Annotated in this window: 28 protein-coding genes and 3 tRNA genes; 19 read left to right on the plus strand and 12 right to left on the minus strand. The window is 64.3% G+C overall.

Translation table 11 applies throughout. The features are described 5' to 3' along the window. Positions 1-19 precede the first annotated feature (19 nt). Positions 20-349 carry a hypothetical protein gene (locus R2823_02690; GenBank protein MEZ5175100.1) on the minus strand — a complete coding sequence of 110 codons (330 nt, stop codon included), beginning with the start codon at positions 347-349 and terminating at the stop codon, positions 20-22. 18 nt (positions 350-367) lie between these two features. Continuing rightward, complete coding sequence (locus R2823_02695) at positions 368-1,102, minus strand: hypothetical protein (GenBank protein MEZ5175101.1); 735 nt, start codon at positions 1,100-1,102, stop codon at positions 368-370. Between R2823_02695 and R2823_02700 the strand changes: the two genes are divergently transcribed. Both R2823_02700 and R2823_02705 read left to right on the plus strand, forming a co-directional pair. Further along, positions 1,080-1,361 carry a hypothetical protein gene (locus tag R2823_02700; protein MEZ5175102.1) on the plus strand — a complete coding sequence of 94 codons (282 nt, stop codon included), beginning with the start codon at positions 1,080-1,082 and terminating at the stop codon, positions 1,359-1,361. The genes R2823_02695 and R2823_02700 overlap by 23 nt on opposite strands. 74 nt (positions 1,362-1,435) lie before the next feature. Continuing rightward, on the plus strand, positions 1,436-2,107 hold the full coding sequence (locus R2823_02705) for a hypothetical protein (protein MEZ5175103.1): 672 nt from the start codon (positions 1,436-1,438) through the stop codon (positions 2,105-2,107). Between the two features lie 156 nt (positions 2,108-2,263). Here R2823_02705 and R2823_02710 read toward each other — a convergent pair whose 3' ends face one another. Both R2823_02710 and R2823_02715 read right to left on the minus strand, forming a co-directional pair. After that, positions 2,264-2,644, minus strand: a complete 381-nt coding sequence (locus tag R2823_02710) for a nitroreductase family deazaflavin-dependent oxidoreductase (protein ID MEZ5175104.1) — start codon at positions 2,642-2,644, stop codon at positions 2,264-2,266. Continuing rightward, positions 2,641-3,516 carry an LLM class F420-dependent oxidoreductase gene (locus tag R2823_02715; GenBank protein ID MEZ5175105.1) on the minus strand — a complete coding sequence of 292 codons (876 nt, stop codon included), beginning with the start codon at positions 3,514-3,516 and terminating at the stop codon, positions 2,641-2,643. Before R2823_02715 ends, R2823_02710 begins: the two co-directional genes overlap by 4 nt. A gap of 220 nt (positions 3,517-3,736) precedes the next feature. Between R2823_02715 and R2823_02720 the strand changes: the two genes are divergently transcribed. From R2823_02720 to R2823_02730, 3 genes are all read left to right on the plus strand, one after another. Then, complete coding sequence (locus tag R2823_02720) at positions 3,737-4,171, plus strand: hypothetical protein (GenBank protein ID MEZ5175106.1); 435 nt, start codon at positions 3,737-3,739, stop codon at positions 4,169-4,171. Between the two features lie 176 nt (positions 4,172-4,347). Further along, positions 4,348-4,833 carry a cation:proton antiporter regulatory subunit gene (locus R2823_02725; GenBank protein MEZ5175107.1) on the plus strand — a complete coding sequence of 162 codons (486 nt, stop codon included), beginning with the start codon at positions 4,348-4,350 and terminating at the stop codon, positions 4,831-4,833. A gap of 6 nt (positions 4,834-4,839) precedes the next feature. Further along, on the plus strand, positions 4,840-6,003 hold the full coding sequence (locus R2823_02730) for a cation:proton antiporter (GenBank protein ID MEZ5175108.1): 1,164 nt from the start codon (positions 4,840-4,842) through the stop codon (positions 6,001-6,003). Positions 6,004-6,137: 134 nt separating this feature from the next. Here R2823_02730 and R2823_02735 read toward each other — a convergent pair. Next, positions 6,138-6,212: transfer RNA gene (locus tag R2823_02735), tRNA-Ile, on the minus strand. Positions 6,213-6,370: 158 nt separating this feature from the next. On the opposite strand from R2823_02735, the gene R2823_02740 reads away from it, so the two are divergent. The 8 genes from R2823_02740 (at position 6,371) to R2823_02775 (ending at position 10,321) form a co-directional block, all read left to right on the plus strand. Beyond that, positions 6,371-6,832 carry a DUF2269 family protein gene (locus R2823_02740; protein MEZ5175109.1) on the plus strand — a complete coding sequence of 154 codons (462 nt, stop codon included), beginning with the start codon at positions 6,371-6,373 and terminating at the stop codon, positions 6,830-6,832. A 109-nt stretch (positions 6,833-6,941) separates the two neighbouring features. Beyond that, a tRNA-Ala gene (locus R2823_02745) sits at positions 6,942-7,014 on the plus strand. Between the two features lie 22 nt (positions 7,015-7,036). Continuing rightward, on the plus strand, positions 7,037-8,194 hold the full coding sequence (locus tag R2823_02750) for a thiolase family protein (protein MEZ5175110.1): 1,158 nt from the start codon (positions 7,037-7,039) through the stop codon (positions 8,192-8,194). Continuing rightward, positions 8,191-8,427 (plus strand): hypothetical protein, encoded by a 237-nt coding sequence (locus tag R2823_02755; protein MEZ5175111.1) that lies wholly within the window; start codon positions 8,191-8,193, stop codon positions 8,425-8,427. The genes R2823_02750 and R2823_02755 overlap by 4 nt, the downstream gene beginning before the upstream one ends. A gap of 71 nt (positions 8,428-8,498) precedes the next feature. Beyond that, positions 8,499-8,753: a cell division protein CrgA gene (locus tag R2823_02760; protein ID MEZ5175112.1), complete on the plus strand. Its 255-nt coding sequence runs from the start codon at positions 8,499-8,501 to the stop codon at positions 8,751-8,753. A gap of 100 nt (positions 8,754-8,853) precedes the next feature. Continuing rightward, on the plus strand, positions 8,854-9,612 hold the full coding sequence (locus R2823_02765; GenBank protein MEZ5175113.1) for a sortase: 759 nt from the start codon (positions 8,854-8,856) through the stop codon (positions 9,610-9,612). Beyond that, positions 9,609-9,758: a hypothetical protein gene (locus tag R2823_02770; protein ID MEZ5175114.1), complete on the plus strand. Its 150-nt coding sequence runs from the start codon at positions 9,609-9,611 to the stop codon at positions 9,756-9,758. Before R2823_02765 ends, R2823_02770 begins: the two co-directional genes overlap by 4 nt. After that, entirely contained in the window at positions 9,755-10,321 is a 567-nt protein-coding gene (locus R2823_02775) for an aminodeoxychorismate/anthranilate synthase component II (GenBank protein ID MEZ5175115.1), read from the plus strand. The genes R2823_02770 and R2823_02775 overlap by 4 nt, the downstream gene beginning before the upstream one ends. 35 nt (positions 10,322-10,356) lie before the next feature. Here R2823_02775 and R2823_02780 read toward each other — a convergent pair whose 3' ends face one another. The 7 genes from R2823_02780 to R2823_02810 form a co-directional block, all read right to left on the minus strand. Continuing rightward, on the minus strand, positions 10,357-11,214 hold the full coding sequence (locus tag R2823_02780; protein MEZ5175116.1) for an A/G-specific adenine glycosylase: 858 nt from the start codon (positions 11,212-11,214) through the stop codon (positions 10,357-10,359). Then, positions 11,175-13,307: a Stk1 family PASTA domain-containing Ser/Thr kinase gene (gene pknB / locus R2823_02785; GenBank protein ID MEZ5175117.1), complete on the minus strand. Its 2,133-nt coding sequence runs from the start codon at positions 13,305-13,307 to the stop codon at positions 11,175-11,177. Before pknB ends, R2823_02780 begins: the two co-directional genes overlap by 40 nt. A 223-nt stretch (positions 13,308-13,530) precedes the next feature. Further along, positions 13,531-14,994: a penicillin-binding protein 2 gene (locus R2823_02790; GenBank protein ID MEZ5175118.1), complete on the minus strand. Its 1,464-nt coding sequence runs from the start codon at positions 14,992-14,994 to the stop codon at positions 13,531-13,533. Beyond that, complete coding sequence (locus R2823_02795) at positions 14,991-16,286, minus strand: FtsW/RodA/SpoVE family cell cycle protein (protein ID MEZ5175119.1); 1,296 nt, start codon at positions 16,284-16,286, stop codon at positions 14,991-14,993. Before R2823_02795 ends, R2823_02790 begins: the two co-directional genes overlap by 4 nt. After that, a complete protein-coding gene (locus R2823_02800; GenBank protein ID MEZ5175120.1) occupies positions 16,283-17,002 on the minus strand; it encodes a Stp1/IreP family PP2C-type Ser/Thr phosphatase in 720 nt (239 codons plus the stop codon). Before R2823_02800 ends, R2823_02795 begins: the two co-directional genes overlap by 4 nt. Beyond that, positions 16,999-17,412 (minus strand): FHA domain-containing protein, encoded by a 414-nt coding sequence (locus tag R2823_02805; protein MEZ5175121.1) that lies wholly within the window; start codon positions 17,410-17,412, stop codon positions 16,999-17,001. The genes R2823_02800 and R2823_02805 overlap by 4 nt, the downstream gene beginning before the upstream one ends. 1 nt (position 17,413) lies before the next feature. Next, positions 17,414-18,079 carry a DUF3662 domain-containing protein gene (locus R2823_02810; GenBank protein MEZ5175122.1) on the minus strand — a complete coding sequence of 222 codons (666 nt, stop codon included), beginning with the start codon at positions 18,077-18,079 and terminating at the stop codon, positions 17,414-17,416. Positions 18,080-18,192: 113 nt separating this feature from the next. Between R2823_02810 and R2823_02815 the strand changes: the two genes are divergently transcribed. The 6 genes from R2823_02815 (at position 18,193) to R2823_02840 (ending at position 22,827) form a co-directional block, all read left to right on the plus strand. Further along, positions 18,193-18,279 (plus strand) — tRNA-Leu (locus R2823_02815). A gap of 266 nt (positions 18,280-18,545) precedes the next feature. After that, complete coding sequence (locus tag R2823_02820) at positions 18,546-19,349, plus strand: acetoacetate decarboxylase family protein (protein ID MEZ5175123.1); 804 nt, start codon at positions 18,546-18,548, stop codon at positions 19,347-19,349. Between the two features lie 116 nt (positions 19,350-19,465). Then, a complete protein-coding gene (locus R2823_02825) occupies positions 19,466-20,470 on the plus strand; it encodes a hypothetical protein (protein ID MEZ5175124.1) in 1,005 nt (334 codons plus the stop codon). Beyond that, positions 20,467-20,913, plus strand: a complete 447-nt coding sequence (locus tag R2823_02830) for a DUF4446 family protein (GenBank protein MEZ5175125.1) — start codon at positions 20,467-20,469, stop codon at positions 20,911-20,913. Before R2823_02825 ends, R2823_02830 begins: the two co-directional genes overlap by 4 nt. Before the next feature lie 11 nt (positions 20,914-20,924). After that, complete coding sequence (gene serS / locus R2823_02835; GenBank protein ID MEZ5175126.1) at positions 20,925-22,184, plus strand: serine--tRNA ligase; 1,260 nt, start codon at positions 20,925-20,927, stop codon at positions 22,182-22,184. Between the two features lie 10 nt (positions 22,185-22,194). Continuing rightward, positions 22,195-22,827, plus strand: a complete 633-nt coding sequence (locus R2823_02840; GenBank protein MEZ5175127.1) for a class I SAM-dependent methyltransferase — start codon at positions 22,195-22,197, stop codon at positions 22,825-22,827. The last annotated feature ends 1 nt before the right edge of the window (position 22,828 follow it).

The following is a 22,828-nucleotide window of genomic DNA, read 5'->3' on the forward strand; positions in this document are numbered from 1 at the left end:
GCGACCGCACAGAGGCGCGTCAGGGTTTGATGAGTTCGTCGAGGCGCAGGGTCGCCACGATCGATGCTTCACGCTCGAGCGCGGCACGCGGTACGTGGATACCGGAGCCTTCGGCCACGCGGTTCATCATCTCGAAGTTGGCGTACACAGCAGCGGCATCGACCATCGCTTCGGGTCCGAGTGTGTCGGTGAGCGCAGCCCGCGCGGCTGGCAATCCGTCACCGGAGTACACGGCATCGACGAAGTCGAGGATGGCGCCACTCCCGGGAACGCCCGTATCGATGTCGCGGTCGGCGATCCCGGCGATGTCGCATGCGTATGTGAAGGCGATGGCGCTCTCACGGAGCATCCGCGCATGGCTCACGGTTCAGTAGAAACACTTGTTGAGGAGTGAGATCCTCGCCGAGACATGTTCGATCTGTGCCCGATCGAGACCGGGGACCCTTGCGAAGTCGTTGTGATCCATCTCCTCGAAGGTCATGTAGTGAGGCCCGTGGAGCGTCGCGAGCATGCGGGCCTCCGCTGGGACAAGGTCGAGAGCCACGGGGATCGGGCCCGGCGGCATGGGGATGTGGCTGCGTCTCCTCTTCAGACCCGGTGTGACCTCGCCCGTCGGCGGTCCCGGTTCGGGTTCGGGAAGGGTGGGGAGGTCGACGCCGAGCGCGCGGTGGAATCCGTCGATGGCAGACAGGTGGGAGACGATGCCGATCGTCTCGACGGTCTGAGCCTCACCGGCAGCGTCACAGGCCGTAAGGACATGGGATGCGCGAACGCTCCCCGGTTCGGCCATCAAGCGGATCGCGAGGTCGGTCAGTGACGGGGAGAATGATCCTCGGTCACCGGCGGTGGCGGTCCGCGCGGTGGCCGCGATCGCGACCCGTTCGGCACCACGCAGGCTCCCTCCGGGGCGGGCGAGATGTCTCCAGAAGCGGCGGTGGCTCGCCCCGATATCGGGTCGAACGGCCACATCGGCATCAGCGAAGCTGAACACAAAGGCACGGTAGTGGGGGACCCGGTGTTTTCCCGAGACGCCATGGGCGGCGGCTGGTAGGGTCACTTGGAAGTCGAGGAGGTCACGGATGTGTTGCTTGTTCGCCGTCATGGCGCTGATCGGCCCGCGGGTGGCAGCGTTCTTCTGGTGGCTGTTCGACACCGACCGTTGGAGCGCCACCTTCGACAGCTTCTGGGTCGGGTTGATCGGGTTCCTGTTCGTCCCGTGGCTCACCCTCGCGTGGGTGCTCGTCGCACCTGACGGTGTTCGGGGCTTCGACTATGTCGTGATCGCCCTCGCCGTTTTGGGGGACCTCATGTCGTATTCCGGAGGCGGCTACAGCAACCGGCGGCGGTACGCCACGGTGTGACGCGCCTCCGGCCGTCGTCGTGGACATCTGATGATTGCGTCGATAGGGCTCGTGTCGGTAGACTTGGCCCTGCAATGAGAGGGCTAGGCGTTGCTGTGGTGGTCGCCCTTGTGGTGGCGGGTTGTTCCTCGGACGGGACGGACGCGCCCGACGCGACGACCACCTCGGCAGCGGCAGCGACGACGACTTCCAGTCCCGCTGCGACGACCACCTTGGTTGCTTCGACGACCACTACCTCACCGGCACCGCCGACCACCTCGACGACGACCGTTCCCCCAGCACCCGAGTTCACCGTCGACCTTCTCGGGTTCTTCCCTGCACCGCTCGCCGGATCGGGTGGGGCCCACGGGTCGGGATGCAGCGCAGGTGCGGGGCCGCTGCCTGACGGCGTGTGGTTCGGGAGCGTCGAGGGGGTCGATGACGGATCGGTGACCTTCGATCGCGCCTGCTTTTTCACCGGGGAGGCCGCTGTGAACGCCGCAGCCGACGACGGTATCGACGACATCGGTGACTTCTACATTCGCAACGCTAACCCGAGCATCCGGGTTGTTGCGACATCGCCGACCGGGACGGCGTATTGGATCGATAGCTCAGGGGATGTCACTTCCCCGCTCCCTGTTCCAATGGGTGACTGGCCCGTGACATCGGGTACCCCGTATGTTCCGTGCCCGGGGGAGTTCTGCTCGGCCTGGCTGTTCGTCAACGGCGGTGTCGCCACCGAACTCGTCGAGCAATACCTTCCCTGAGGTCTCGCTCGGGATGCATCCCCGATGTTCCACGGCCGACAAGCCAGCACGGTGCTCGCTTCGCAAAGGGGTTCCACGCATGGATCACCGCGTTCAGAGAACTCAACCTTGTAGTACACCCCAGGTTGAACACCGGATCGATCATCTGGGGATCGTTCATTGATCGTTCTCTGACATCGCGACATCTATGTCGATCGCGATTGGAAGCGCCGCCTCCCGCCATCGGGTGAGGTCCCCGGCATGGTCGGCGGCGTACCTGTCGTACACGGCGTCTCGAGCCATCCGTTCCTCCTCAGCGTCGGTGACCAGCCGGGCGGTCCCGGAGTAGGAAATGGCATCGGCGCGGACGGCAACGGCAGGCGTATGGAGCAGGTTGCGAACCCAGTCGGAGCGGTGACCGCCACCGGAGAGCAGGTAGAGAGTCCAACCCTTCTGGGCGAACCAGATCTCAATGGTGTGGGGATGTCCGCTCGCCCTGCCGGTAGTGGTGAGAACGATCACACTGTGGCGATCGATATCGAACAGGGTATGACTCACAACTCGGCAAGGGCGGGCAGCACCGCGGAACCGAGCCGTTCCACGGGGGTGCCCTGGTAGTCGTCGTAGACATTGAAGATGATGTGGTCGAACCCGATTTTGACCAGCGGCCGTACCTGGTCCACGATCTCGGCGACTGGTTGGCCCGTGTAGAAGAACCCACCGGCGGTCTTGGAGATCTCGTCGTAGTCGCGGCCAAGGCGATCACAATGCGCCTTGAGCACATCGAGTTTGTGACGCACCGTGTCGGTGCCGCCGAAGGCAAACAGGTTGGCAGCATCCCCATACTGGGCCACCATCCGCAGCGTCTTTTTCTCTCCGGACCCACCGATCAGGATCGGCGGATGCGGCTTGGTGAGTGTTTGGGGGCTGTTGATCGGCTCGGCGAGCTGGTAATGCTTGCCGTTGATGGGGTTCCGGTTGCCCTCCCACATCTGCAGAACGACCTGCAGCGTCTCTTCGAGCTGTTCGAATCGGACTGCGGTGGAGGGGAAGGGGATCCCGAGCCCCACTGACTCCCGTTCGTACCAGCCTGCTCCGATTCCGAGCCAGGCGCGCCCCTGCGAGAGCACGTCGAGCGTCGTCACCGTCTTGGCCAGCAGACCGGCTGGCCGGTGGTGGACCCCGGTCACCAGGGTGCCAAGGCTGACTCGTTCGGTGGCCGCAGCCAGATAGCCCAGGGCGGTGTAGCCCTCCAGCATGGCGTTGTCGGCGGGGCCGATCATCGGTTCCAGCTGGAAGAAGTGGTCCATCACCCACACCGTGTCCAGGCCGCTGGCGTCGGCGGCCTCACCGATCGCCCGCAGTGACGGGGCGATGGCTGCGTCGCCTCCGGGCCAGGTGAAGTTGGCCACCTGGATACTGGCCTTCATCGCACGGCCTTGGTGTTGAATGCTGGATTCCCGGTGGCGGCATCGTGACGCAAACCGCTCGGCGTTGCGGCCGGGCACCTTCCAACCGGGCACCTTCCAACCGGGCCGGTTCCCAATGCCGCGGTCTTCATCTCTCTCCCTTCCATAGGACAGGTCTGTCTCGTTCTTGGCTTGAAACATACAGACAAGCCGTATCGTTGGGTGTAAGAGGGAACGGATCATGCGAGGGATTCTGCCAATAGTCGTTGTTGCCGTTGCGACGCTCCTCTTTCTGTCTGGCTGTGCGGGGAGCGTTGAGGGTCCGGTGATCGAGGGCAACCGCCGCACCGGAGGTACGGACGCCGAGGTAGGCGGTGTTGTGGTCATCGAAGGGAGCTGCATCTACCTGCTTCAGCCCGAGATCGACACCCGTTATCCCGTTGTGTGGCCGCACGGGAGCTCGTGGAATCGTGATGAGTCAGCCATCGAGCTGCCCAACGGGATTCTGGTGCACGACGGTGATCGGGTGTACGGCGGCGGCGGATACCACAAGGAGGCCGATCTTGCCGAGTACACCGTCCCCGAGGGGGTCGAGCTCGCGTTGAGCTGCCTCGACAATCAGTTCGGAGAAGTCGCCGTCTTCAACTCGGGTGGCGACATCGGTGTCGAACGCTGAGCACCGGCATCTCACGCTGCTGGGTGGCGATCTCAACACGGCAGCTCTCGTTGTCACCCGCGAAAGGACTCGCCGATACCGAGCACGCGAGCGATATCCCGCTGAAACCGTGTAGGCCGTCTCGGTAAGCCTTGGGGGGGAGGTATCTTGCCGATCCCCGAGATGTGAACACGGCGATGGACCGGATCGAAGAATCAGACCTCCCTGGAGTCGGCAGGCGCTACGAGTTCACCTCCGGCGACGACCGCCGAATCGGTGTGATACACCACAAGTCTGGCCGCAAGGAGGTCTTCGTGTCCGCGCCGGGAGATCACGATCTCTGTGTCGTCTCGCTCAATGTCGATGGACACGACGCGAGGACACTCGCCGAGCTTCTCGGTGGGACAAGCATCGCCGAGAGCCTCGCAGAGTTGCAGCAGGAGATCGAGGGGCTCCTGATCGACTGGCTTCCCGTCGAGGAGGGCACGCCGTACGACGATCGCACCATCGGGGATGCTCAGATCCGCACTCGCACGGGTGTGTCCGTGGTCGCCGTCGTGCGCGACGACGAACCGATCCCAGCGCCGGGGCCGCAGTTCCACGTCGCTGCCGGTGACATCCTCGTAGTGGTCGGCACGGCCGCCGGCATCGAAACGGTTCGCGAGCTACTCCGGACTGGCTGACCGGACATGCACGACTCGGCGCTGGTCCTCGTCGAGCTTGGCGCCATTCTCCTCGGGCTGGCGATCCTCGCCAGATTGGCGGCGAGGCTCGGGCTATCGCCCATCCCCCTCTATCTCCTCGCCGGACTCTCGATCGGGGAGGGCGGGGTGCTCCCTGTCGTCACTTCGGAGGAGTTCATCGAGATCGGCGCTTCCATCGGCGTCGTACTCCTCCTGTTCTTGCTCGGACTCGAGTACTCGGCGCGCGAGTTGATGGGAGAGCTCCGGCGCGGTGCTCCGTCTGGAGTCGTCGACCTTTTGCTCAACTTCGTTCCCGGCGTGGTCTTCGGCCTCGCTCTCGGGTGGGATGCCGTTGCGGTCGTGGCGATGGGAGGGGTCACCTACATCTCGTCATCCGGCATCATCGCCAAGCTGCTCTCCGACTTCGGGTGGTTGGGCAACCGCGAGACGCCGATCGTGCTTGGATTGCTTGTGCTTGAGGACCTGGCGATGGCGGTGTTTCTCCCCGTGCTTGCGGTGCTGACCATTGGCGCGGGCGTCGGAGCGGGTATTGCCTCCATTGTCATCGCCGTCGGCTTGGTCGCCGCGATCCTCTTGGCCGCCGACCGCTATTCAACACAGATCAGCCGGGCAGTCTTCGCGCCGTCCCAGGAGGCGCTGTTGCTGTCGATCCTCGGTGTGACGCTCATCACCGCGGGGATCGCCGAGCAGATGAACGTCTCGGCTGCCGTCGGGGCCTTTCTGGTCGGCATCGCGGTCTCAGGAGAGGTCGCCGAGCAGGCCAATCGTGTCCTCTCGCCGCTCCGCGATCTGTTCGCCGCCGTGTTCTTCATCGTGTTCGGGATCTCGACGGATCCTGCCGCGATCCCGCCGGTCCTTCTCCCGGCGGTGGTCCTTGCCGTGATCACCGCAGCCACCAAGGTGACAACCGGATGGTGGTCGGCTCGCAGGGCTGGCATCGGGCGAGCTGGCCAGCTTCGGGCGGGCACGCTGCTCGTTGCACGCGGGGAGTTCTCGATCGTCATCGCCGGACTCGCGGCGCCGATTGCGGCGTCTGGCGAGAGCCTCGCGGCGCTTGCCGCCACCTATGTCCTGATCATGGCTGTCGCTGGCCCATTGACGGCGAGGCTCTTCGGGTCGCCGGCTGAGGCTTCGGCGGTGGCGATGTGAGTCACCGATATGGTTCTCCTCAGGCTGTGGACGATTCCGGAGTCCTATGTGGGCCTGGTTCGAGGATCGATAGACACCAATATCGTCGGCACCGCCGCCCCAATCGCCGGTGAGCGGCGTGCCTGTGCGATCAGTGGGCCTACCTGGATTTGAACCAGGGACCTCATCCTTATCAGGGATGCGCTCTCACCAGGCTGAGCTATAGGCCCTTGCGAAGTCGCGAGATTACCGCGTCGTGCCACCAAAACGGAATGGACCGGTGGCGGTCGAGGACCGCATGCATGCAGGAATCGTCGGCCTCATCTCATCGTGCTCAGGCGCCAGGCGTGGGGTTACGCTGTGTCGGCCACGGAGAGGGAGGCAACCCATGGACGAGCTGTACAACTGGATTCTGTTCGGGCACATCATCGGCGCAACGATCTGGTTCGGTGGAGCCGTTGCCTATGAGGGGCTCGGTGCCGTCGCCAAGCGAACAGGAGATCCGTCGGAGGTCACCCGATATGTTGATTCCGCGACCAGGGCGAGCAACCGCATCATGCCTGTTGCCGCGTTGATGGCCCTCGTGTTCGGTATCTGGCTCGTCATCGACAGCCCGGCCTGGGAGTTCAGCGACCTGTTCATCTCGATCGGGTTCCTCGTGATCATCGTTGGGATTGTGATGGGTGTCTTTGTGCTGACGCCGCAAGGGAAGAGGCTCAACGCATTGGTCGAATCGAACGGCTACGACGATCCGCAGGCGGGAGTAATTGCACGCAAGATCGAGATGGCTGGCCATTTCCAGACACTGCTGGTGACGGTCGGCATGTTCGCGATGGTCTTCAAGTTCTGAGATGCATCCCGCCATCTACCTGCCGTTCTGTGGGCTGAGATCGACCTTTTAGTTGAACGGGAACCCTGGGTACGCGAACGGGGTTGGGGGTTCTACACTTGAGTGTCTCGGGGACGTAGCTCAGTTGGGAGAGCATCTGGTTTGCAACCAGAGGGTCGTCGGTTCGAGTCCGATCGTCTCCACCCCCGACCAAGGATGTGCGTGATGCATGAGGCAGTGATCATCGATGCGGTGAGGACGCCGCTCGGCAAGCGCAACGGGGGCCTCTCCGACTGGCATCCAGCGGACCTTGCCGCTGAGCCGCTGAAGGCCCTCGCAGAGCGAAACAGCCTCGATCCGGTCCTCGTCGACGATGTGATCATGGGGTGCGTCTCCCAGGTCGGAGAGCAGACCTACAACATCGGTCGGAACGCTGTCCTCGGCGCAGGATGGCCGGAGTCCGTCCCCGGCGTCACCATCGACCGCCAGTGCGGCTCGTCGCAGCAGTCCGTCCACTTCGCGGCACAGGGTGTGATGGCTGGTGCGTACGATGTGGTGGTCGCTGCGGGCGTCGAGTCCATGACCCGTGTTCCGATGGGTTCGTCGATGGGGACGAGTCAGCCTTTCGGCGAGAAGATGCGTGAGCGATACCACAACGGTCTCATTCCGCAGGGCCTGTCGGCCGAGCTGATCGCCGAGAAGTGGGGGATTTCGAGAGAGGAACTCGACAGCATCGGTGCGGACAGCCAGGCAAGGGCATTGCGCGCAACCGAGGAGGGCCGTTTCGACAACGAGATCATCCCGATCGATGTCAAGATCGAAGGCGTGCCGAGCACACTGACGCGCGACGAGGGGATCCGGCCGGGAACGACGGTCGAGAAGCTTGCAACGCTGCGTCCCGCCTTCAAGGACGATGGTGTTGTCACCGCTGGGAACTCGTCGCAGATCACGGACGGGTCGGCCGCGATCCTCATCGCATCAGCTTCGAAGGCGAAAGAGCTCGGTCTGACCCCACGGGCACGATTCGTGTCGTTCTCGCTTGCGGGAACAGATCCGATCACGATGCTCACCGGCCCGATCCCCGCCACTGACAAGGCGCTGGCGAAGGCCGGTCTTACGCACGATGACATCGACCGGTACGAGATCAATGAGGCCTTCGCAGCGGTGATCGCGGCGTGGCTCCGTGAGACGGGCGGCGACTGGGACAAGGTCAATGTCAACGGTGGTGCCATTGCCCTTGGTCATCCCCTCGGCGCTTCCGGCGCGAGGCTGATGACGACCCTTGTCAACGAGCTCGAACGGTCCGGCGGCCGATATGGCCTCCAGTCGATGTGCGAGGGCGGGGGGCTCGCCAACGGCACGATCATCGAGTCTCTTGCATGATCGTTCTCATCGCGGCCCTCATCGGGTTGCTGATCATCGTCCTGACCGTGTGGAGCATCCGTTTCATCGCGGCGGGCCCGCCGCCCGAGCTCGACCCGAACGCCATCGAAGCGGTCGATGTGCCGTACCTGTGCACCGTGTGCGGGCTATCGCTCACGGTCACCGAGGCGCAGGTCGGTGCCGAGATCGAGCCGCCTCGCCACTGCCGCGAGGACATGGTCCGAGCGATATAGCGGGACACGGTTCACGGTTGGCAGGGAAGCGTTCGCAGGCAACAGTCGACCGTGAACGGTACGATGGCCCCATGCCGGTATCAAAAGGCCGCAAGAAGGCGAACAAGCGTCCGACCCCACCATCGCACAAACCGACGGCCATCGACACAAAGGGGCCTTCCCCGATGTGGTATGTCGTGACGATGTTCGGCCTGATGGCGATCGGCATCCTGGTGATTCTCGCCAACTACATCGGGCTGTTGCCCGGCGGGACATCGAACACCTATCTGCTCATCGGACTTGCCGGCATCGGTGTCGGCTTCACGATGACGATGAACTACCGGTGAACTCCTAGCAGTTCACTGTCGGCGTCGACAGTGAACCGTTGGAATCGCGGCGTCGCTTCGCGCAGGCCCACAACGCACCCCGCGGAGTACCCTCGCCGAGATGGGGAATCGGACGATCACGAGACAGTCGGAGGAACCGGCGACGCCGAGCCGGCGTGGGCGCGTGGTACGAACGGTCCGGGTGGTCGGATGGACCAGCATCGGAGTCGGCCTGTTCCTGCTCGGGTTTGTCGCCCATCAGCTGTTCGTGACCACCTGGTTCGCGCAGCAGGCAAACGACGGTCTCCTCGTCGAGGCGACCGAGCGGTTCGACACGGTGCAAGTCACGGAGGTTCCGTACGAGGACCCCACCATCGACACGGTGCCCGGACCGGAACGGGATCCGTACGACATCGTGCCGACCATCCTCGTCGAACCGGAGCCAGAACCCGGTGAAGCGTTTGCGATCATCCGGATCCCGAAGATCGAGCGCCTCGCTGATGGGTGGACCGTCGTGGAGGGCGTGTCGCGCCGGACGCTTCGGGCTGGCGCTGGCCACATGCCGTCGACGCCGCTCCCGGGACAACCGGGGAACGCCGTCGTTTCGGGCCATCGAACCACCTACGGGGCACCGTTCCATGAACTCGACACGCTCGCAGTCGGCGACCTCATCGAGGTCGAAACCGCGATAGGGGTCCATGTGTATGCCGTGACGGGGACCGAGATCGTCTCACCACGCGACCTGTGGGTCACCCAATACCGGGGGCCCGCCACGCTCACCCTCACGACATGCCATCCGAAGTTCAGCGCGCGTCAGCGTCTCGTCGTGTTCGCCGACCTCATCGAGGGCCCGAACGCCGCAGCTATCCTCGACTCATGAAGTCCCTGTTCCTTCGACTCCCCGGCCCCATGCCGGTCAAGGTTCTGCTCGCGTTGGTGATCGTGGTGGTGGTGCTGCTTCTCCTGCTCGTCATCTACGACTGGATGGGAACGACCCTGCTCGATTCGGGTGGATCCATCCAATGAGGGTGCTGATCCTCGACAACTACGACTCCTTCACTTACAACCTCGCCCAGTACTTCGGGGAGCTCGGTGCGGAGCCCATCGTCTATCGCAACGACATGCTCGCGCCGAAGGATGCTCTCGCGCTCGCACCGGACCGGCTTGTCATCTCACCGGGCCCGGGCCGCCCCGAAGATGCCGGCTACTCGGTTGACTACATCACCACCCTCGGAGCCTCGGTTCCGACCCTCGGTGTGTGTCTCGGGCTCCAAGCGGCCGTCGTGGCGTTCGGTGGGACGGTGGGTTCGGCGCCCCAGCCCCGTCACGGCAAGACATCGATGATCAGCCACGACGGGAAGGGAATCTTCGTCGGTATCCCGAGCCCGTTCGAAGCGACGAGGTATCACAGCCTCGCGGCGACCGAGGTCCCGGCTGTCTTCGAGCAGACGGCCCATTCCGACGACGGAGTGCTCCAGGGGGTGCGTCACAGGACGCTGCCGATCGAGGCCGTGCAGTTCCATCCCGAGAGCATCATGACCGGATACGGCAAGGCGATTCTTGCCAACTTCTTGCGGACCGCGAGCTGAGCGGTAGGCCACTGGTCGGCACCGGACGCCCGGATTCAAACCGGCAGATGGTCTTCGACGATCAGCCCTTCGGAGTGGAGGGTGTCGATCGCGGTGCGGACCTCTTGGGGGGAACGACCGAGCGAGATGCCCACCTCCACGGGATCGGTGCCGTCGAGGGCAGCCTTGACGAGGGCGCCTCGGAGCTGGCGGTGTGACCCCTCGAACGGCGACTGGGCTGGGACACGAGGACGAATCGACGGATCGGCGCAGTCCCCCGCCACGGGACACAGCTCGCAGCGAGGGTCGGAAGGAAGACAGATCGTCGCCCCGAGGTCCATGATCGCCTGGTTCCAGTCACCGGCGGGGGTCGCAACGATCCGGTTCGCATATGCGTCGAGCTCGGGGCCGTCGAGGATCGTTCCCAGCCACCGTGTGAGCACCCGCCTGAGGTTGGTGTCGACCGCAGGGACGGTCCACCCGAAGCAGATCGAAGCAACCGCATTCGCCGTATAGGGGCCGATTCCCGGGAGGTCTCGCAGCCCGTCGGGGCTGGTCGGCCAGCCATCCCGGGACACAATGGCCGCCGTGTCGCGGAGTCGGATGGCCCTGCTGTTGTAACCGAGCCCTGACCATGCTCTCAGTACCTCGGTGTTCGTCGCCTCCGCAAGGTCGTGCTCGGTCGGCCACCGGGCGAGCCATCTCTCGTATCGGGGAATGGCGCGGGACACCTGGGTCTGTTGGAGCATGACCTCCGACACCACGACCGGGTAGGGATCGTTGGTGGTGCGCCACGGGAGGGAGCGACCATGCTGGGCGTACCACGCGAGAAGATCCGCGTTTCGCGTGCAAGCTGAGGTGGACCGCCCCACGGTCAAGGCATGGTTGTGGTCGTGGTCGTGGTTCCGTCCCATTGATAGAGCACCACGATGATGATCGAGCCTTCGTCGACCATCTCGTGCGCGAGGGGATCCTGCGACGCGACCTTCCCGTTGAGCGTCGAGTCCGGCGTCGACTCTGGCGGATCCTCCACACTGATGTCGATCGTGAGACCGACCGCTCCCGCCGCCGTCTCTGCCTGCTCGACCGTCATCTGGAAGAGATCAGGGACTTCGACCTTCCTGACGATTCCGAGTTTGACCGTGATCGACGATCCGACCTCGACCTCCGTCCCGACCGGGATGTCCTGACTCGCAACCTTGCCGACCAGGCCGGATCCGAGAGGTACCTCGACGGTCTCGGTGCTGACGACGAGCTGAAGCCCGAGCCCATTGAGCTGACTGCGTGCGGCTCCCTCAGTCTTGCCGACGAGGTCCGGAACCGAAACCGGTTCGGGACCATCGGAGACGATCACGATGATGGTCGCCTCCTTGGGGACAACCTGGCCCGCCGCAGGGTTGGTCTCGATCACGAACCCCTCTGGGACTTCGGGTGAGAAATCGTGCTGGGTCTCGATGTTGGTGAACCCTTCCCGTGCGAGCTCGAGGACCGCGGTCTCGGGTGACTTGCCTGCCACATCGGGGATCTCGATCGCTGCGGGACCCGCGGATACGACCAGATCGACCTTCGTGCCGGGGGGAGCGGTGGTCCCGCCGGGAGGTGACTGGTTGATGACGATGTTCTCGTCGATGTCGTCCGTCGGCTGATAGGTGATGTTGCCGACCTCGAAGCCCTGATCGCGGATGCGTGCCCGTGCAATGTCGACATTCTCGTTGAGGACATTCGGTACCCCGAACTCCTCCTGTCCGAGGGACACCCACACGGTCACAAACTCACCGACGGCGATACTGCTCCCAGCAGGCGGGTCGGTACGGGTGACCCGGCCCACCGCGATCGTGTCGCTTGTTTCCTCCCGTGAGCGCAGCTTCAGTTCGAGGCGTTGCAGTTCCTCGAATGCCTGATCCGCAGGCATGTCGACGAGGTTCGGCACTTCGACGGTCGCGGCCGTCGCTCCGTCGTTTGACAGGAGGTTGATGAGAAGCCAGACGCCGAGGAACAGGATCACGACGAGTCCCCCCACGGCGGCCCAGTACCCGGTCTGGGACCGCTCCTCGACTGCTTCGTCGAACATCATCGTGCCAGAGGTCGTGGCAGCCGCAGGGTGCGAACCGGCAGGCATCCCCGCAGGTGGAGGGATCATCGCCGTTGCTGCCGCGGCAGACACCGCGCCGGCCGCGAGCGGTTCGGAACCCCGGAGATAGCGCACGAGGTCGCTGCGCATGTCCTCCGCTGTCTGGTAGCGGTCCTCGGGCCGCTTCTTCATCGCATGGGATGCGATCGCGGCCAGCTCGATCGGTGCGTCCGGGTTGACTTGTTCCGGCGGTGTCGCACTCTCGGAAACATGCTGGTACGCAACCGCCACCGGGCTTTCACCGGAGAACGGAGGCTTGCCCGCGAGCATCTCGTAGAGCACAACACCGAGCGAGTACACATCGGACCGTTCGTCTGCTGGAAGGCCCTGTGCCTGTTCGGGCGAGAAGTAGGTTGCCGTCCCGATGACCGCACCTGTGCGGGTGAGCTCCTCGGAATCGTCCAGAGCCCTCGCAATGCCGAAATCGGTGACCTTCACGGCACCGTCCGGGGTGAGCATGATGTTGCCGGGTTTCACATCGCGGTGGTACACACCGTGCTGGTGGGCAACCGACAACGCTGCTGCGGTACCGGCCGCGATCTCGGCGGCCCTCCTCGGGAGGATGACGGATCCGGACTTGAGGACATCCCGGAGCGTCTTGCCCTTGATGAGCTCCATGACCATGAAGTAGGTTCCGTTGTCATGGCCCCAGTCGTAGATGGCGACGATGTTCGGGTGAGAGAGGTTCGCGGCCGCCTGGGCTTCGCGACGGAATCGGGTCACGAACGCCTCGTCGGATGCGAAATTGGCATGGAGCACCTTGACTGCAACCGATCGGTTCAGCAGGGTGTCCTCGGCTTCGAAAACATCGGCCATGCCCCCTCGGGCAAGGTGCCGGACGATCCGATACCGGTCAGAAAGTACGCGATCCTCCACGGATCGGAGGGTACACACGACCCCTGGATATGGACCTACACGAGCGAAGCGTCATCGACGGTGCAAGGGATCGCCGGCGTGGGCGGGACGGACGACACACGCAACCCGGGGTTCAACCCGGGGCTGCCAGTCGGATAGAGCCGAGTACCAGCCCCGGGTTTGGCACGGCCCGCCGTAACGGGCACACAGGGTGTTGTGGCGACCACGGAAGGACGCCGCGGCCTCAGCCGAAGAACGCTGCGAGGATCTTCTGGGCGATCGGGGCGGCCACGCTGCCGCCGGTTGCCGATTCGCCGAATTCGCCACCGGACTCGACGACGACCGCGACGACGATCGAGCGCTCGTCCGGGCCCGGATCAACGGGCCCGAAGCCGACGAACCAGGCGTGGGGAGCAGCGTCCGACACTTGGGCCGTTCCGGTCTTTCCCGCGATGCGGATCCCGGGAACGGCGGCCTTCTTGCCTGTGCCCGAAACGACAACCTGCTCCATCAAATCGGTCAGGATCGACGCCGTTGCCGGGCTCACCGCCCGCCTCCATGATCGGGGCGCCGTTGTCGTTTCGATCTCGCCGTCGGATGTGAAGACATCGTGCACGAGGTGGGGAACCATGATCTCACCCCCGTTTGCGACCGCGGCCCCTGCAAGCGCCATCAGGAGAGGTGTTGTCTGGACATCGCGCTGTCCGATCGCCGATTGGGCTGTCGCCGGGAGGTTGTCGTCGAGACTCCCGTCATCGGGGAAGACGCTTGTCAGGACCGGTTGATCGAACGGCACCGAGTCGTTGAACCCGAAACGGTTCGCCTGGTTCGACAGCCCGGAGCCTCCGACCTGCATGCCGAGATCGGCAAAGGTCGTGTTACACGAGTGGACGAACCCGTACTCGAGGGTGACCGTCGTGCCGTCCCGGCACACCTCCCCATCGAAGTTGCGGATGGTCGACTCCGAGCCGGGAAGCATGAGCTCGACCGGGTCGTCGAAGGTTGTCGAAGGGCTGACGAGTCCGGTGTCGAGCCCGGCCGCGGCGGTGACGATCTTGAACACCGAGCCCGGTGCGTAGGTCTCGTCGGATACCCGGTTGCGCAGCGGTTCGTCTGGGTCGTGTTCGAGGGCGTCTCCGGCATCGGACGCGTCGGATCCGACGAGCGTGTTGGGATCGAAGCTCGGGTATGACACGAGGGCGAGCACGGCGCCGGTTGCGGGATCGAGCGCGACGATCGCACCCTTCTGGGCGCCCAGCGCGTCGGCAGCGATCGTCTGGAGTTGATGGTCGATCGTGAGTCGGAGCCCCCTCGGGCGCGTGTCGCCACCGAGGATGCCGTTGAGCACCCCCGAGATCGTGCTGTCCCGGTCCGATGTGAGGTCGTCGGCGTGGCTGCGCTCGAGGCCCCGCGACCCGAACAGGACGGAGCTGTAGCCGACCGTGTGCGCATACAGGTCACCGAGCGGGTAGGTCCGCTGCCACAGCTTCGGGTCGGAAGGGGAAGGTTCCGAGAGGGCGACGACGACCTGGTCTGCGGTGACGATGGGCCCCCGTTCGCGTCCGATCCTCGACGCGATGAGCCTGGGATTGCGGGGATCCTCGCGGTATTCGGGGGCGTTGATCGCTTGCACATAGGTGACCGAGAGGGCAAGGACGGCGAACATGGCGAGCAGGGCGTATGCGGCGCGTCGCAGGGCCGTGTTCACAGTCGTTCCTCGTCCGAGATCCGCAACAGAAGCGCCACAATCACGATGTTCGCAAGGAGGGCGGAACCGCCGTAGGACATGAACGGCAGCGTGATTCCCGTGACGGGCATGAGGCGCAGAACCCCGCTGAGGATGATGATCGCCTGGAGCGCCACAACGATGGTGAGTCCCCCCGCGAGGTACTTCCGGAACAGGTCGCGGGACCGGATCGCGATCCCGAAGCTGGCAGCGACGAGAAGGACGAGACCCCCGAGCACCGCAATGGATCCGGCGAGACCCATTTCTTCGGCGATGGCAGCGAAGATGAAGTCGGTTTCCGCGGCCGGGATCAGATCAGGACGCCCGAGCCCGATCCCCGCCCCCGTCAGCGAGCCGGAGCCCATGGCGAAAAGGGCCTGAACCGACTGGTACCCGGCGTCTGAGAAATGGGCGAACGGGTCGAGCCATGCATCGACCCTTCTTTGGACATGGTCGAACATCGAGTACGCAAGCGCACCCGCCGTCACCGTGGCCACAACCCCCGACAGCAGGTAGAACATGCGTCCCGTCGCAATGTACAGCATCGCGATGAAGAGCCCGAACAGCAGAAGTGACGCCCCGAGGTCCTTCTGGTAGATGAGAACGAGGAACGAGATCCCTGCCGCGACGAGCACAGGGCCGAGGTGGCGCGGTTCGGGGATCCGGAATCGCCAGATGGTCCGGTCGATCGTTGCGAGCGCCTCCGAGCGTTCCGCGAGGTACGAGGCGAGGAAGACCGTGATGAGGACTTTGCCGATCTCGCCGGGCTGGAAGCTGAGCACCCGATCGACTCCGGGGACATCGAGGCGCACCCAGAGTCTTGAACCGTTCACTGCCGCTCCGTGGATCGGCCAGCTGTCGGGGAGCAACGGGAGCATGAGGAATGCGACACCGACGCCCAGCAGCACATACCGGTAACGCCGGAGCACCCCGACGCCGGTGTTACGGAGGAGCCACAACAGGCCAGACCCCGCAGCGGCGGCGATCAGAAGCGACCATCGTTGAATGGCGGCGAGGTGGCCATCGAGTCGATAGATCTCGATGAATCCCACGGCGGTGAGGAGGGTGATCGTTGGGAGGAGGAGACTCGATGCCCCTGGCGCCCAGCGTCTCACCGCGAGGTGGAGCCCACCGAATGCGACGAGGAACACCACGAAGGTCACGACCACTTGGGCGTTGAGCCAGTTCTCCCGCGTGAACTCGACGATGCCAACGCCGACCGCGGCGAGGACCGCCCCGGCGACAATGAGGCCACCTTCTGCGGCGCGGGTCATTCCGTTGCGTCGATCACGACGACGGTCGTGTTGTCGACCCCGCCTGCTGCGTTGGCCCGTTCGATGAGTGTCCAGACGGTCGGCTCGACGCCTTCGTCCGATGCCAGGATGTCGTGGATCTCCGCGTCGGGCACCATGTCGGTCAGGCCGTCCGAGCACAACAGGATGCGGTCGCCCGGCTGGATCGTGAGGTCGGTCGTGTCAACGGCGATCGGCCCGAGCCCGAGAGCGCGGGTGACGAGGTGCCGGTGGGGATGATGGCGGGCTTCTTCCTTGGTGATCTTGCCGAGGGTCACGAGCTCACCGACGAGGGAGTGGTCGGTGGTGATCTGGGACAGTTCACCGTCGCGCAACAGGTAGGCCCGCGAATCGCCGACATGGGCGACGACGCCGGAACCGTCGGGGTCGAGCCGGAGCATTGTGAGCGTCGTGCCCATGCCCGAAAGGGAGTGGTCCTCCTCGGTTGCGAGGATCACCGCAGCGTTCCCGGCCTTGACCCGTTCGACCGGGTCGATCGAGTCCTCCGCCGGTTCCTTCGTGGCAGCTTCGACCGCGAGGCGTGACGCGACTTCGCCAGCCACGGCGCCTCCCATGCCGTCAGCGACCATGAACAGCTCGGGGCCTTCGCTGCTCCCGGCGACCGCGGGATACAGGGAGTCCTCGTTGTGTTCGCGCACCATGCCGGTGTCGGTCCCGGCGCCCCAGATGTACCTCATCGCACCTCGAGAATGGTCTTGCCGATCTGGACGGTATCGCCCCTGATGACGGTTGTAGGGCTTGCAACCCGCCTCCCGTTCACATAGGTGCCGTTGGTGGATCCGAGATCGTGGACGATGACCTTGTTGTCCTGCACTCCGAGTCGGGCGTGGAACTCCGATGCGTAGGGATCATCGATCGGAATGTCGGCTTCTGCCGAGCGCCCGAAGACATGGCCCTTCGGCGTGAGACGAACTCGTTGGGTTGCGCCCGAACCGGTCAGCATCACGACCTCGGCAGCGAACCCGTTCGAACGCGTCCCGGGGTTTGATCCCACATGAGCCCTCACGGCGCGGGCGATCTGCCAGAGGAACAGGAACAGCATCGCGAGGAACAACAGCTTGATGATGTTGAAAAACAGTGCTGGCATGTCAGGCCACCAGCCGTGCCGTGAACGACAGGTCACCGAGGACGACATGGTCTCCGGGTCCGACCGTCAGAGGCTCCACGCCGACCCTGCGGGAGTTCACGAAGGTCCCGTTGGACGAGGCGAGGTCGATGATCCCCGCGCTCGCACCTTCTGTGAAGACGATGGCGTGGCGTCGTGAGATCTGTTCGTTCGAGAGCCTGATGTCGCAATCGAGGCCGCGTCCGATGAGGGTGCGGTTCATCGACACGGGAAGGACGGCGGACCCGTCGTCGGCGATCAGGTGCATCCACGGGTTGAGCGGTCCCGGAACGGGTTCCCCTGCACATGCGAGAACACCTTTTGGCACTGCTGGGTCCGTGCGGAGATGGATCGAAGGCGGTCCGACCATGCGCCAACCGTTCGACCTCGCCGTCTCCGTGACAACCCCTTCGAGTTCGGCAATGAGAGCTGCCCGATCGTGACCGCTGTCGATGTCGGAGGGGTTGAGGGACACGACGAGGTCGTTGGGGATTTGCGGCCCCGCCAACGACTCGGCGACGAGGAAGTCCAGCTGGCGGATGATCTTGTTGCCGATCACGACCGGGTGCATCCGTCCCCGGAACACGGACGCACTCGCACCGTCAACGAGGTTTTCGAGGCGCCGTTCAAGGCCGCGAGCGAGGTTCATGGCGTTGATTGTATGAACCGATCCGGATAGTTCCGAATACGGCTACAGCACGGAAGGGCCGAGGATCGGCACGGGCCGCTACGACAGCCTCGTGGTACCCTTCCCGTCCGAACGGGCGAGTGGCGGAATTGGCAGACGCGCAGGATTCAGGTTCCTGTGAGGTAACACTCGTGGGGGTTCAAGTCCCCCCTCGCCCACCAGGGCTTTCGGCTTCCAAGGGGATTCTGACCGGCGTCAGGGAACCCCCGATTGCAACCGTTTCAATCGCACGAGTGTGCGATCAGGCTCGCCTGGGACCCTCGAGGGTGAGGAAGGGCGCCGTTTCGTCATCGAGGAGCAGTTTCACGCGCCGGAGACAAGCTTGCGTTCGCGATCAGCAGCGAACGCCCGACATGCCCGGATGTCCTCCTGCTCGAGCTCGGGGAAGTCGCCGACTATCATGACGCAAGGGGCTGGGAGGTGGCGCATGCTCGTGACGGACCCTTCACAGGTCTACACGATGCCGCTCATCGTTGGTCCGGTGTTCGATCGGCAAGCACGGCCGGGCCGGGTCTACTGGAGGCTCGAGACGCTGGCGGCTTCGTTCCGTACTGACCGCGACGCAGTTCTGCCCCTGGTGCCCGACTGTTTCGAAGTCCCGCAAGATCCGATGATCACGATCAGCTTCGGTGACTACGACCAGGTCGACTTCATGGCGGGCGGAGGGTATCGGGTCGCCTACGCCGGCGTCTCTGCCCGATTCGAGGGCGAGGAAACCGTCGACGGCCTCCACATTCTCGTGATGTGGGAGAACGAGACCCTTCCGATCGTGACCGGCCGGGAGTTGATCGGGATTCCCAAGATGCACGCTGACATCTCCCCGATTCGCGGGGTGGTTGACGACACATTCCGGGCGACCGCTGCCGTCTGGGGCCACGAGGTGATGCGGATCGAGGCGACCACATTCCGCAAGCAGAATGTGGTTGTGAGGAGAACCGCTCAGAAGAGGGTCAACTCCGTACCGTGGCTTGGCTACAAGTACATCGCCTCGTTCGACGGCCCCCCTGACGCCGCCTATCCGACGATCGTGTGGAACGAGGCGGAGATCGACGAGCTGTGGTTCGCCGAGCACGCCGAGGTTGGTTTCGGTCACGCAGACGAGGCTGATCTCGGCCAGCTGGCTGGCATCCCGAGGGTTCTCAGCGGTATCCCCCTTGGGGAGCTGGTCTTCGCCAGTCGCGCCCGAGGGTCGGCCGTCCTTGCTCTGAATCGATCGCATCGGCTTGAGTAGGTCGGGTCCGGCAGCCGATCATGGCCGTTGCGGGCGGCCGTCTGGGATTACTCGCCGGAGCGGTGTGGGTCGGTCCACGGGACTTATCGGGTATTGGCGGTTACCGTTCTGCGACGATGACCTACCGGGCCTACCGGCCAGACCGTCGCGCGCAACGGCGGCGCTGGTTGTTGATCATTGTCACCCTCGCTGCGGCCATTGCCGCTGTTGCGTATCTGGTAACGCGCCAGACGGAGCAGCGTGGCGCCGTTGAGTTCTTCGCGGTTGCCGATCAAGCGGCCGACCTTCACGCCACAGCAGCCAACGAGCTCGAATCGGCCTTCAAATCGATCGGGGCGACATCGCGCCAGGATCTGTTGAACCGCCTGGAACGGATCGTCTCCACAGCGGTCTCGGCGGATGCGCTTCTCGATGTCGAGGTTTCGCAACGAATCGCTCAGGCGTACGGGTCGCTTTCAACGGCGTCGGTGTCGTGGGTGACCGGTGTCACCGAGGTGCAGCGGGTGCTGGTCGGTCTGATGAACGGTGATCCGGCCGCGGCCGCCACCACTGCGTTGGGGGCGGCACTCGACGAACTGCGGGCCGGTGATGCCGCCTATTCCCTCTTCCTGCGGTCTCTGGATGAACCGGTGGACGATGTTGATACATCCGGGTTTGGCCCGATCTCCTACATCAAAGCCGAACCCGCCGATCCCATGCTCTACAGTCCAGTGGAGCTGATCCTGTCCGTATCGTCTTCCTACGAGCTTGCTCCACACCACAATGTTGGGGTGACCGGCCAACTCGATCCTGAACCGGTGGGTGCCCAAGGTGGTGTTCCCGTTGTCCCGTTCTCAGAAACGCTCGGGGTCACGGCCATCGTCACCAACTCGGGAAACGAAGACGAAGCTGATGTGTTGGTGACGCTCGAGATCGTCAACGCCGACAGCGGCGCGTCCGAAACGGCGACCCGAACAATCGACACGATCCAAGGCGGGGCCTCCGCGTCGGTTGTCTTCAGCGACCTCCAAGTCGAATCCGACAGCTTGTATCAGATCAAGATCACGGCAACAATCGACGGAGACAGTCGTCCCGAGGACGATACCTGGGACATACGGTTCATCCGGAGCGGACAAGCATGAACGATGCGGCCCTCGTGATCGCTGTGATCGCGATCGTCGGTGCACTCCTCGCCGTTGTGCAGGTTCAGGGGATGCGGCGACGCATCGACTCGGTTCCGACCGATGGTGACTTCGTTGGGATGCTTCAGCGTGTCTCGTCGACGACGGAAGCGAACCAGTCGCGTGTCGCTGACCTCATCGAGCGGGTCGGTGCCCTCGAAGGCAGGCTCCCATACGCCATCAGCTATATCGGTGTCGTGGCGTACGACGCCTTCGGGAACATCGCCGGGAACCAGTCGCGGTCGATCGCACTGTTGAACCAGCGAGGGGATGGCCTCATGATCACGCTGCTCGTTGCCCGCGACGAGACGGTGTTCTTCACCAAGCAGGTGACCGGCGGGCGGGGGGCGCAGGAGCTCTCGCCCGAGGAGGCCGCAGCCGTGGATCGGGCTCTCGGTCGGTAACCTGCACATCCATGATCGATGTTGCGCTCCTCCGTTCTGACCGCGAGTCACTGATCGCTTCCCTCGACCGTCGAGGATGCGAATTCGACCTTGTGGCCCTTTCAGATCTCGACGAGCGCAGACGCGTCGTGCGAGCGCGCGCCGAGGAGCTCCGTGCGCAACAGAAGGCTGCCGGTAAGGAGATAGCGACGCTCGAAGGGGAGGCGAAGTCTGAAGCGGTCGGTGCGGTGTCTGGACTTGCGGAGCAGTACAAGGGCCTCATCGAGGAAGCGGACACGCTCGACGCGGAGTTCGACGCCATCTGGGTACAGCTGCCGAACATGACCGATCCGTCGGCTGCCGACGGCCTTGACGAAGACGACGCCGTCGAGATCAAGCGGGTCGGCACGCCCCCGACCTTCGGGTTCGAACCGATGGACCATGTCGAGCTGGGTGCCCGGTTGGGTGTTCTCGATGTCGAGCGTGCCGCGAAGGTGTCGGGGTCGCGATTCGGTTTCGTGCTCGGCGGTCTGGCGATGATCGAGTTTGCGCTGGTGCGTTACGCCATGGATGCGCTCATCCCGCACGGGTTCACCCCCGTGGTCCCGCCGGTCCTTGTTCGTGAGAGCGCCCTGTACGGCACAGGCTTTTTCCCCGGTGACGCAGAGCAGGTGTACGCGATTCCCGGTGACGACCTGTTCCTGGTCGGCACCTCCGAAGTGCCGATCGCGGCGTTCCACCAGGATGAGATCTTCGATGCCGACCAGCTCCCGCTGCGCTACGCCGGCTATTCGACCTGTTTCCGGCGCGAGGCAGGGACCTACGGCAAGGACACGCGGGGAATCTTCCGCGTCCATCAGTTCGACAAGGTCGAGATGTTCTCGTTCGTGCATCCCGACCAGAGTGCTTCTGAACACGAGTTTCTCCTCGAGCGCGAAGAGGAGCTGCTCAGCGGTCTCGAACTCCCGTATCGGGTCGTCAATGTGGCGGCGGGGGATCTGGGTTCCTCTGCGGCCAAGAAGTACGACATCGAGGCCTGGTTCCCGTCACAGGACCGGTATCGCGAGGTGACCTCCACCTCCAACACGACCGATTATCAGAGCCGCCGACTCAAGATCAGGTTTCGTGCCGAGTCGGGGAACGAGTTCGTGCACACGCTCAACGGCACCGCGATCGCTGTCGGCAGGACCCTGATTGCGCTCATGGAGAACCATCAGCAACCCGATGGCTCGATCCGCATTCCGACTGCGCTGGTCGCCTATACCGGCTTCGACCGCCTCGCCGGGCCGTAGTCGTGCCCTGATGAGCAACGGAACCGTCTTCGGCGGCATCGCCGATCGCTACGACCGGCTGAATGCGGTCCTGTCGCTCGGCCGGGACCAGATGTGGCGTCGTGCGGTGGCGGCAAGGCTTCCCCGTGGCCGCGTCCTCGACCTCGGTGCCGGCACCGGAGCGGCCAACGAGGTGCTTGCTCCGAGAGAGACGGTGGCGCTCGATCCCGCACCGGAGATGTTGCGCCTCAACGAGGCGCATGATCGTATCCTCGCTGTGGGGGAGCACCTTCCGTTTCGGGATGAGACCTTCGATGCGGTGTTCTCCGCATATGTGTTTCGCAACCTCGATTCTGTCGATGCGACGATGCGCGAGATCGCGAGGGTTCTGCGCCCTCGCGGGATGGCAGGGATCGTCGATCTCGGCCGGCCCGTCGGCAGGGCCGCTGCCCGCGTGCATCGCGTCGGGACGGCCGTGGTGCTTCCCTTGGCGGGAATGACGATCGGCGCGCGTGACGAGTACCGGTATCTGCATGAGAGCCTCGACAAGCACCCGGCACCTGAAGTTCTGCTCGCCGACAGTCCGCTCGAGTTGGTGCACACATGGCGGATGGGGCCGCTCGGATTCGTGTGGGGTGCGATCCTGTGCAAGCAGGCGGTGTGAA

The sequence above is a fragment of the Acidimicrobiia bacterium genome (assembly GCA_041393965.1).
Classification (GTDB): domain Bacteria; phylum Actinomycetota; class Acidimicrobiia; order Spongiisociales; family UBA5794; genus UBA5794.